Consider the following 8,656-nt stretch of genomic DNA (forward strand, 5'->3'; position numbering starts at 1 on the left):
GTCGAGGGTGCACGCTGGACCCATGAGCACCGAGTGGGGCATCGACGCCGTCGACCTGGACGCCTACCTGACGCGGATCGGGCAAGAACGCCGGCCGCCGTCGGAGGACGCGCTCAAGGACCTCGTGCGCGCCCACGTCCAAGCCATCCCGTTCGAGAACATCGACGTCGTTCTCGGGCAGCACCAAGGGATTTCGCTCGACGTCGTGAGCGCGAAACTCGTCGGACGGCGGCGGGGCGGCTACTGCTACGAACAGAGTGGCCTCTTCGCCGCCGTCCTCGAGCAGCTCGGCTACTCCGTCCACCGGCTCGCCGCGCGCGTCCAGCCGCGGCGGCCCGGGCCCTACACCCACATGACCCTCGTAGCCGAGGTCGACGGAAAACGCTTCCACGCCGACGTCGGGTTCGGTGCCGGGATCCTGGCCCCGATGCCGCTCGTCGACGGCCAGGAAACCGACCAGGCCGGCTGGCCGCACCGGCTGACCGAGAAGAACGGCTGGTGGACGCTCGAGAAGGGCGACGAGGACCTGCTCGACTTCCGGCTCGACGGCATGCACCGGATCGACTACGAGGTCTACCACCACTACACCTCGACACACCCGAAGTCGCCGTTCACCGGGCGGCTGGTGATCATGACGCTCGAACCGGGCGTCAGCCGCAAGCTCCTGGGCCGCGAACTGACCGTCGAAAAGCCCGACGGCAGCAGCGAAACCAGCACCGTCGCGCCGGAGGAGCTCGACGCCACCCTCAAGGACTTCGGCATCGAGCTGACCGAGGACGAGCTCACCGCACTGAAAAAGGTCTACTGACCGAACAACTCGGCCGCCGGGACCGGCCGGCCCAGGTGGTAGCCCTGGGCCTGGTCGCATCCCAGCGAGCGCAGCAGATCGAGCTGCTCCGCGGACTCGACGCCCTCGGCGATCACCGTCAGGTCGACGGCGTGGGCCATCGCGATGATGCTCGTGACGATCGCCGCCGCGTCGCGTGATTCGGCGATGCCGGTGATGAACGAGCGGTCGATCTTGAGCGTGTCCAGCGTCAGCCGGCGCAGCTGCGCGAGCGACGAATACCCGGTGCCGAAGTCGTCGATCGCCAGCAGCACGCCCAGTGAACGCAGGGAAGCCAGTACCTGGCCGGCCGCTTCCTGGTCGCGCATCAACGCGCTCTCGGTGACCTCCAGGCAGAGCGCCCCGGGTGGCAGCCCGGTGTTGGCCAGCGCGTCCTGCACCGCGGGCACCAGGTGCGGGTCGTCGAGCTGGCGGGTGGAGAGGTTGACCTTCAGCGTCAGGTCCAAGCCCTGATCGCGGCGTCGCGTGGCCAGCTCGCGCGTCGTCGCGCGGAGCATCTCCTTGCCGATCACGTTGATCAGGTCGCTCTCTTCGGCGAGCGGGATGAACTCCACCGGCGAGATCGCGCCGTGCCGGGGGTGCGTCCAGCGCAGCAGCGCCTCGACCGCGACCATCTCGCCGGTCCGCAGGTCGACGACCGGCTGGTAGGCGGGCCAGAGCTGGCCGTCGTGCACCGCGTCGCGCAGGTCCTGCTCCATCCGCAGCCGCCGCTGCATGCGCTCGCGCAGGCCGACGTCGAAGAAGTGGTGGCGGCCCCGGCCGAGCGTCTTGGCCTGGTACATCGCGACGTCCGCGTCGCGCAGCAGGTCCTCGGCGCTGCGGTGGTCGGCGCCGCCCACCAGCACCACGCCGATGCTGGCGTCGAGGTGCAATTGCCTGCCGAGCACGCCGATCGGCTCGGCCAGCGCGGCCCGCAGGTGCTCGGCCAGCGCCCGGACCTCGCCGGGTTCGGTGACCTCGCCGGTGACGACGACGAACTCGTCGCCGCCGAGCCGCCCGACCAGGTCGTCGCGGCCGGAGCTGCGGCGCAGGCGCTCGCCGACGATCCGCAGCACCTGGTCGCCGACCGAGTGCCCGAGCGAGTCGTTGATGACCTTGAACTTGTCCAGGTCGAGGAACAGCACGGTGAGCGCGCCGCGCCCGGTGCCGGCGAGCCGGTCGAGCACCAGGGTCCGGTTGGCGAGCCGGGTGAGCGGGTCGTGGGTCGCGTCGTGCGCGAGCTGTGCGCTGATCGCGCGGGTCTCGGTGATGTCGGTGAACGACGTGACCACGGCCAGCGCCGCCGGGTCGTCGGGGTTGAGCAGCCGTGAGGTCAGCGACACCCAGACGTCGCGGCCGTCGGGCCGGCGCAGGCGCACGACCAGGCCGTTGTGCGTGACGCCGGTCCGCCGCGTCCGCACCGACGGCGTCTCGTCGGGCGGGATCCACTGCCCGGACTCGGTGAACAGCACGAGCGTGTGGCACGGGACGCCGATCAGCTCGGCTTCGGTGACGCCGATGATCCGGCAGGCCGCCGGGTTCGCCGCTTCGATCAGCCCGCCCGGGCCCGTCACCAGCACGCCTTCGTCGAGAGAGGTGACGACCGTGCGGTAGTTCTGCTCGGCTCGCCGCCGCGCGGTCTCATCGGCGCAGACGAGCACGTACCCGTCGTTCATCTCAGCTGCCGAAACGCGGACCGCCAGGGGAGCGCCGTCCCGCCGCCGGTGCACCGCTTCGGTGACCCCGCCGCCGCACAGGTCCAGCGGCGCGCCGACCAGCTCGCTCGCCCGCCGTCCGACGGCTTCGGCCGCGGTCCAGCCGTAAACCGCTTCGGCGGCCGGGTTCCAGCTGGTCACGACGCCTTCGCCGGTGGTCGCGATCAGCGCGTCGCTGACGTGCGACACCAGCGCGGCCTGGTAGCGCAGGGCGTCCGCGGCCGCCTTCTTCGCCGTGATGTCCCGCATGACGACCTGGTAGGCGAGCCGGCCGTCGAGGCGCACCGACACCGTCTCGACGGCGAACTTGCTCCCGTCCAGCCGTGACATCAGCGCTTCGACCGGCTCGCTCGCCTGCCCCGGTTCGGTCAGCAGCGCGAGCTTCTCCACCAGGGCGGCACGCGATTCGTCGGCGACGAAGTCGGTGAACCGGCGGCCGACGACCTCGGCCGCGGACCGCGCGGCGAACGTCTCGAGGGCCGCGCGGTTGGCATAGGTCAGGACGCCGTGCTCGTGGACGCAGATCGCGTCCGGACTCAGCTCGACCAGTTCGGCGAGGGAGCCTGCCTCCATGAGCGTCGTCCCCCTGGCGGTCGGCGGGTGGCTCGGTCGATTACACCACCGACTCCGGCCCCTGCCTACCCGCCGGAATCCGGGTCCGGCCTGCGGCTGTGCCGCGCAGCCGCGGCCCCCAGAACAGCAGCCCGAAGTGCGCGGCGACCGCGTGGCCGAGCAGCGTGACGATCGAGTCGAGGCTCGCCGGGGCGTCGCTGAGCCAGATCACCGCGATGAACGCTTCCATGACGGCCAGCGCGGCCAGGCGCGCGCGGCCGCGCAGCAGGAAGACGAGCGCGCCGGCGGTGGTGAAGAAGCCGTAGCTGACGCCGATGTCGAGCCAGTGCCCGGCCGAGTTCGGCAGGACGTGGGCGCTGATCAGGGCCATCACCGGCAGCTCGGTGACGAGCGTGGCCAGCACGTGGCCGGAGAAGAACACGGTCGCCGCGCGGCGGGCGCCGAAGCGGCGTTCCAGTGGCGCGACGGCGATCGTGAAGATCACGACGTAGGCGAGCCAGCCTTCGTCGGACAACCAGATCGCGCTGGTCAGCAGCGAGGTCAGCGGCCGCCGCCACAGGTTGTGGGCGTCGGTGCTGGACAGCTGGAGCAGCCGGTCGGTCAGCTCCGGGTCGGCGAACTTGAGCAGCAGGGTCGTGCCGAGCAGGAGAAGGAGGTAACCGAACGTGAAGGGGGTCACCTTCGGACTGGGGATGATCTTGGCGAACGCCCGCAGGCTGCGACGCGGAACGGCGATCCGGGGGACCGGCCGATCGGCTTTCAGCAGCATGGTTCGAGCTTCGCCGGTCATGCTGGGAGTCTCCCGAACCGCAGCTGTGAATCCGCTGTGGAATGTCACTCACGGTCAATCCGAACGTTACGTGACGAATTTTTGCCGACACCTCACCCATTCGGGTGCTTTGTGCGGTAAAAATACGATCACGACGTCGGCCGAAAGGCCTCTCGGGAAGGTCTGTCGGGGTGAACGACGAGGTATCGGTCGCCGAGCTGCTCGTGCGCGAGGGCTGGGGCGAGCGTTCGGGGCCGGGGCAGTCGCGCTGGCGAGTGCTCGCGGTGATGCTCGCCGTCATCATCGGCTGCGGAGCCGCCGCGGTGCTGGTGGGGCTCGGCGGCAAGGGCACCGAGAACGCGTCCCCGGTCGACCAGATCCAGGTGATCCCGTTCCCGCAGCGCACCACCGGGCTCGGTGGTGTCGGCCAGGCGACGGACTCCCCGCCGGAGGGTGGCACGGGCGGCGGCGACGTCGTCCCCGGTGCCGGCGTCCCCCGCGAGACCGTCACCGAGGTGCCAGGTCGCACGCCGACCCCTGAGAGCAGCACCGAGTCCACGACGCCGACCACGCCCACCAGCGGCGCCCCGGGCGGCTCGGTCACCCCGACCACGACCCCGCCGGGTGGTCAGCACCCCACGACGACCCCGGCGCCGCCGCGGCCGTCGTGCATCCTGATCATCTGCTGGTGATCAGGCCAGCTTCTCCGCGAGGTCGCTGAAGTCCGAGGTGTTCCAGCGCTCCGGGCGCATGACGATCGCGATGTTGTTCCCGTGGGTGTCGTCGGTCGCGTCCGTGTAGGCCTCGCTGACGCCCGGGGGCAGGTAGCGGGCCGCCATCTCGTGCCGCTGCGCCTTCGTCATCGGCCACGACTCCACCACCGGTCCCTCGACCGAGACGTACTTGTAGACGCCGTCCTGCTGCTGGACGCACAGCGCGAAGCGGCCGGCAGCCTCGATCAGCCGGGTCTTGCGCAGGCCGGGCGAGGTCATCACGACGACGTCGCCGCCCGGCTCGTAGCGGTACCAGATCGGCGTGGTCAGCGGCGCCCGGCCGGGCTCGGCCGCCACGCTGAGCACGCCGACCTGCGGCTGGGCGAGGAACGCTTCGCGCTCGTCCTTGGTCATCTTGCGGGCCATCTCGGCTCTCCTTAAAGCAATCTGATGTGACTTAAGGCTAGCCATGGGTGGACTGCAAAAGCAAGTGCCATTGCTTTAAGGTGGAGTCATGACCCGACCCGGTGGCCGCAGCGCCCGCGTCCGCGACGCGGTGCACGAAGCCGTCGTCGAGCTGCTCGCCGCCGGGGAGATCGACGCCGCGATCCCGAAGATCGCCGAGCGCGCGGGCGTGAACCCGACCAGCATCTACCGGCGCTGGGGCAGCCGTGACCACCTGCTGCTGGACGCCGCCGTGACGCGCCTGCGCGCGACGTCGCCGATCCCGGACACCGGTTCCCTGCGCGACGACCTGCGCGGCTGGGCCGAGGGTGTCGAACGCGCGATGCGCGACCGCCGCGGCCAGATCCTGCTCCGCGCGCTCGTCGCGACCATGGCACCGGACGAGGAGCCCGTGGAGTACCTCAGGGCCCGCGGGGACGACCTACAGGCCGCGCTCGACAAGGCCGCGATGCGCGGCGAACCCGTGCCGACGGTCGACGAGGTGCTGGACTTCGTCCTCGCGCCGCTCTACCTGCGGGTGCTGTTCCGGCGCCCGGTCGAGCCGGGCACGGGGGCCCGGCTCGTCGAGCGGTTGCTCACGGCGCTTCCAGCAGGTCCGGCTCCGCGCGCCGGCCTAGGTGGTTGAACAGCAGGTTCAGCGCGAACGCCAGCACCGCCGCCACCGTGATCGAGCTGCCGCAGATCGTCTGCAGCCAGGCCGGGAAGTGCTGGAAGATCTTCGGCGCGAACGCCGGCAGCAGGCCGACGCCGAGGGCGACCGCGACGATGAAAGTGTTGTGGTTGCCGGAAAACTCCACCTTCTTGAGGTTCTGCGCGCCGACCGCGGCGACCATCGCGAACATCACCACCGCGACCCCGCCGACCACCGGCTGCGGGATCGCCGCGATGAACGCGCCGATCTTCGGCACCAGGCCCATCAGCACCAGGATCCCGCCGGTCACCGCGACCACCCAGCGGCTGCGCACGCCGGTCATCCGCACCAGGCCGACGTTCTGCGCGAACGCCGTGTCGGGGAAGGAGTTCATCACGCCGCCGAGCACGGCCGAGAAGCCGTCGGTGGCCAGGCCGCGCGCGAGGTCGGAGTCCGTCGGCGGGCGCCCGGTGATCTCGCCGACGGCGATCATGTCGGCGGTCGACTCCGTGAACGTCACCAGCATGACCACGCACATCGACAGGACCGCGGCGACCGGGAACGTCGGCGCGCCGAAGTGGAACGGCGACGCGAGCCCGAACCAGCTCGCCGCGCCGAGCCCGTCCCAGTGCACGAGTCCCATCGGGATCGCGATCACCAGCCCGATCGCCAGGGCCAGCAGCGGCCCGATCTGGTTGGCGAACCCGCGCAGCACCCGCGTGAACAGCACCAGCAGCGCGAGCACGCCGAACGCGAGCAGGATGTGCGAGAGGGCCGCGTAGTCCGGCGCGCCTGCGTCGTTGCCCGCGATCAGCCCCGCGCCCGGGCCGAGCAGCGAGACGCCGATGACGAGCAGCAGCGTCCCGGTGACCAGCGGCGGGAAGAACCGGATCAGCCGCGCAAAGGGTCTGGCGATGAGCAGCCCAAAAACGCCGGATGCCAGCATTGCGCCGTAGACCGCGGGCAGGCCGTACTGGGACGCGATCAGGATCATCGGGTTGACGACGCTGAACGTCGCGCCCGCGACCACCGGCAGCCGGATGCCCAGGAGCTTCCCGATGCCGATCGACTGGATCAGCGTGGCGATGCCGGCAACGAGGAGATCGGCGTTGACCAGCAGCCCGATCGTCGCCGCGTCGAGTTTGAGCGCGCTGCCGACGATCAGCGGCACGGCGACCGCGCCGGCGTACATGATCGACATGTGCTGCAGGCCGAGCAGCGCCAGCCGGCCGGCGGGCAGGCCTTGGTCGACCGGGTGCACCACGGGTTTCGTCATGATCTGGCCCCTCTCCGCGGCACATCCGACACTCCGCGCGTGACCGTAGCAAGAACCGGACGTCATGATCTTGTTTCAGGGGGCGGCGCGACGGCCGGGAATGTGTGACCATCGGTGCATGACTTCGGGCGGTATTTCCCAGGTGGGCCCGCCGTTTCGCGCCGATCACGTCGGGAGCCTCCTGCGGCCCCCGGTGCTGCGCGACGCGCGACGGCGGCGCGAAAGCGGTGAGATCGGCGTGGAGCAGCTCCGCGCGGTCGAGGACGACGCGATCCGCGACGTCATCAAGATGCAGAAGGTGGCCGGCCTGAGTTCGGCCACCGACGGTGAGTTCCGGCGTGCTTCGTGGCACATGGACTTCATCTACGCGCTCGGCGGCATCTCGAAGAGCGACGAGCGGCTGCACGTCAAGTTCCACAACCTGGCGGGCGACCTCGAGTTCAGCCCGCCGGGCCTGCAGGTCGACGGCAAGGTGCGGCTCGACGAGCCGATCTTCGCTTCGCACTTCGAGTTCCTGAAGTCCCATGTGGACGACGGGGTGATGCCGAAGCTGACCATCCCGTCGCCGAGCATGGTCTACTACCGCGGCGGCCGGGCGGCGGTGAGCGAAAGCGTTTACCCGGACCTCGAGGAGTTCTTCGCCGACCTGAGCGCGGCGTATGCGGCGCAGGTCTCCGCGGTGCACGAGCTCGGCTGCCGGTACCTGCAGCTGGACGACACCAGCCTGGCCTACCTCAACGACCCGGCGCAGCGGGAGCTCGTCGCGCGGATGGGCGGCGACCCGGACACCCAGCACGTGCGCAACATCGCGACGATGAACGCGGCGCTGGCCGGCCGGCCCGAGGACCTGACTGTGACGACCCACCTGTGCCGCGGCAACTTCCGGTCGTCGTGGGTCGCGTCGGGGAGCTACGAGTTCGTCGCGGAGGCGCTTTTCGGCGAGCTGGCCGTCGACGGGTTCTTCCTGGAGTTCGACGACGAACGCTCCGGTGGCTTCGAGCCGCTGCGGTTCGTGCCGAAGGACAAGAAGGTCGTCCTCGGCCTGGTCACGACGAAACGGCCGGAGCTGGAGGACGCCGACGTCCTGGTGCGGCGGATCGAGGAGGCGTCGCAGTACGTCGACATCGACCAGCTTTGCCTTTCGCCGCAGTGCGGGTTCTCCTCGACCGAGGAGGGCAACGACCTCACGACGGACGACCAGCTGCGGAAGCTGGAGCTGATCGTGGCGACGGCCGACCGCGTCTGGGGCGTTCACTGATGATCACGTGCGTCGTCGACTACGTCATCGACCCCGCGAAAATCACCGACTTCGAACGCTTCGCCGCCGCGTGGATGCGGTTGGTGCAGCGCGAAGGCGGGATCCACCACGGCTACTTCCTGCCGTCGGAGGGCGCGAGCGACGAAGCCCGGGCGTTGTTCAGCTTCGAGAGCTTCGCCGCGTACGAGCGCTACCGGACGCTGTTCGGCGTCGACCCGGACTTCATCGAGGCCGACAAGATCCGCGAGGAGAGCGGGTGCGTGGTGCGGTACCGGCGGTCGTTCATGCGCCCGCTCCTGCCGGACGACGACCTCTGACGTGGGGGGGCGCCCCCGGGGGGGGGGGGGGGGGGCGCCCCCGGGGGCCCCCCCCGCGGGGGGGGGGGGGGGGGGGCGCCCCCCCCCCGGCGGGGGGGCCCCCCGGGGGCGGG

9 protein-coding genes are annotated in these 8,656 nt (G+C 70.6%); 5 read left to right on the plus strand and 4 right to left on the minus strand.

Going from position 1 to position 8,656, the window contains the following annotated elements; genetic code table 11:
- Nucleotides 1–22: 22 nt before the first annotated feature.
- On the plus strand, nucleotides 23–808 hold the full coding sequence (locus QQ657_RS24710) for an arylamine N-acetyltransferase family protein (RefSeq protein ID WP_284744601.1): 786 nt from the start codon (nucleotides 23–25) through the stop codon (nucleotides 806–808).
- On the opposite strand, the gene QQ657_RS24715 is transcribed toward QQ657_RS24710, so the two are convergent.
- Both QQ657_RS24715 and QQ657_RS24720 read right to left on the minus strand, forming a co-directional pair.
- Nucleotides 802–3,114 (minus strand): sensor domain-containing protein, encoded by a 2,313-nt coding sequence (locus tag QQ657_RS24715; protein ID WP_284744602.1) that lies wholly within the window; start codon nucleotides 3,112–3,114, stop codon nucleotides 802–804. The two genes, QQ657_RS24710 and QQ657_RS24715, sit on opposite strands and share 7 nt — an antisense overlap.
- Before the next feature lie 40 nt (nucleotides 3,115–3,154).
- Nucleotides 3,155–3,904: a rhomboid-like protein gene (locus QQ657_RS24720; protein WP_284744603.1), complete on the minus strand. Its 750-nt coding sequence runs from the start codon at nucleotides 3,902–3,904 to the stop codon at nucleotides 3,155–3,157.
- A 170-nt stretch (nucleotides 3,905–4,074) separates the two neighbouring features.
- Here QQ657_RS24720 and QQ657_RS24725 point away from each other — a divergent pair, with 170 nt between their 5' ends.
- Nucleotides 4,075–4,575, plus strand: coding sequence for a hypothetical protein (locus tag QQ657_RS24725; protein WP_284744604.1), 501 nt, complete (start codon nucleotides 4,075–4,077; stop codon nucleotides 4,573–4,575).
- On the opposite strand, the gene QQ657_RS24730 is transcribed toward QQ657_RS24725, so the two are convergent.
- Nucleotides 4,576–5,022, minus strand: coding sequence for a pyridoxamine 5'-phosphate oxidase family protein (locus tag QQ657_RS24730; protein ID WP_284744605.1), 447 nt, complete (start codon nucleotides 5,020–5,022; stop codon nucleotides 4,576–4,578).
- 88 nt (nucleotides 5,023–5,110) lie between these two features.
- Between QQ657_RS24730 and QQ657_RS24735 the strand changes: the two genes are divergently transcribed.
- Nucleotides 5,111–5,686 (plus strand): TetR/AcrR family transcriptional regulator, encoded by a 576-nt coding sequence (locus QQ657_RS24735; RefSeq protein WP_284744606.1) that lies wholly within the window; start codon nucleotides 5,111–5,113, stop codon nucleotides 5,684–5,686.
- On the opposite strand, the gene QQ657_RS24740 is transcribed toward QQ657_RS24735, so the two are convergent.
- A complete protein-coding gene (locus tag QQ657_RS24740; protein ID WP_284744607.1) occupies nucleotides 5,637–6,968 on the minus strand; it encodes a nucleobase:cation symporter-2 family protein in 1,332 nt (443 codons plus the stop codon). The two genes, QQ657_RS24735 and QQ657_RS24740, sit on opposite strands and share 50 nt — an antisense overlap.
- Nucleotides 6,969–7,086: 118 nt before the next feature.
- Here QQ657_RS24740 and QQ657_RS24745 point away from each other — a divergent pair, with 118 nt between their 5' ends.
- Together QQ657_RS24745 and QQ657_RS24750 are read left to right on the plus strand one after the other, a co-directional pair.
- Nucleotides 7,087–8,226 carry a 5-methyltetrahydropteroyltriglutamate--homocysteine S-methyltransferase gene (locus tag QQ657_RS24745; protein ID WP_284744608.1) on the plus strand — a complete coding sequence of 380 codons (1,140 nt, stop codon included), beginning with the start codon at nucleotides 7,087–7,089 and terminating at the stop codon, nucleotides 8,224–8,226.
- The gene (locus tag QQ657_RS24750) at nucleotides 8,226–8,543 is read left to right on the plus strand and encodes an NIPSNAP family protein (protein WP_284744609.1); all 318 of its coding nucleotides are present in this window, start codon (nucleotides 8,226–8,228) and stop codon (nucleotides 8,541–8,543) included. The genes QQ657_RS24745 and QQ657_RS24750 overlap by 1 nt, the downstream gene beginning before the upstream one ends.
- The last annotated feature ends 113 nt before the right edge of the window (nucleotides 8,544–8,656 follow it).

The sequence above is a fragment of the Amycolatopsis ponsaeliensis genome, from assembly GCF_030182635.1.
GTDB classification, from domain to species: domain Bacteria; phylum Actinomycetota; class Actinomycetes; order Mycobacteriales; family Pseudonocardiaceae; genus Amycolatopsis; species Amycolatopsis ponsaeliensis.

Coding starts and splice junctions, on each gene's coding strand:
- QQ657_RS24750 (WP_284744609.1), top strand. CDS start 8,226: ATGATCACGTGCGTCGTCGACTACGTCATCGACCCCGCGAAAATCACC.
- QQ657_RS24735 (WP_284744606.1), top strand. CDS start 5,111: ATGACCCGACCCGGTGGCCGCAGCGCCCGCGTCCGCGACGCGGTGCAC.
- QQ657_RS24730 (WP_284744605.1), bottom strand. CDS start 5,022: ATGGCCCGCAAGATGACCAAGGACGAGCGCGAAGCGTTCCTCGCCCAG.
- QQ657_RS24720 (WP_284744603.1), bottom strand. CDS start 3,904: ATGACCGGCGAAGCTCGAACCATGCTGCTGAAAGCCGATCGGCCGGTC.
- QQ657_RS24740 (WP_284744607.1), bottom strand. CDS start 6,968: ATGACGAAACCCGTGGTGCACCCGGTCGACCAAGGCCTGCCCGCCGGC.
- QQ657_RS24745 (WP_284744608.1), top strand. CDS start 7,087: ATGACTTCGGGCGGTATTTCCCAGGTGGGCCCGCCGTTTCGCGCCGAT.
- QQ657_RS24715 (WP_284744602.1), bottom strand. CDS start 3,114: ATGGAGGCAGGCTCCCTCGCCGAACTGGTCGAGCTGAGTCCGGACGCG.
- QQ657_RS24710 (WP_284744601.1), top strand. CDS start 23: ATGAGCACCGAGTGGGGCATCGACGCCGTCGACCTGGACGCCTACCTG.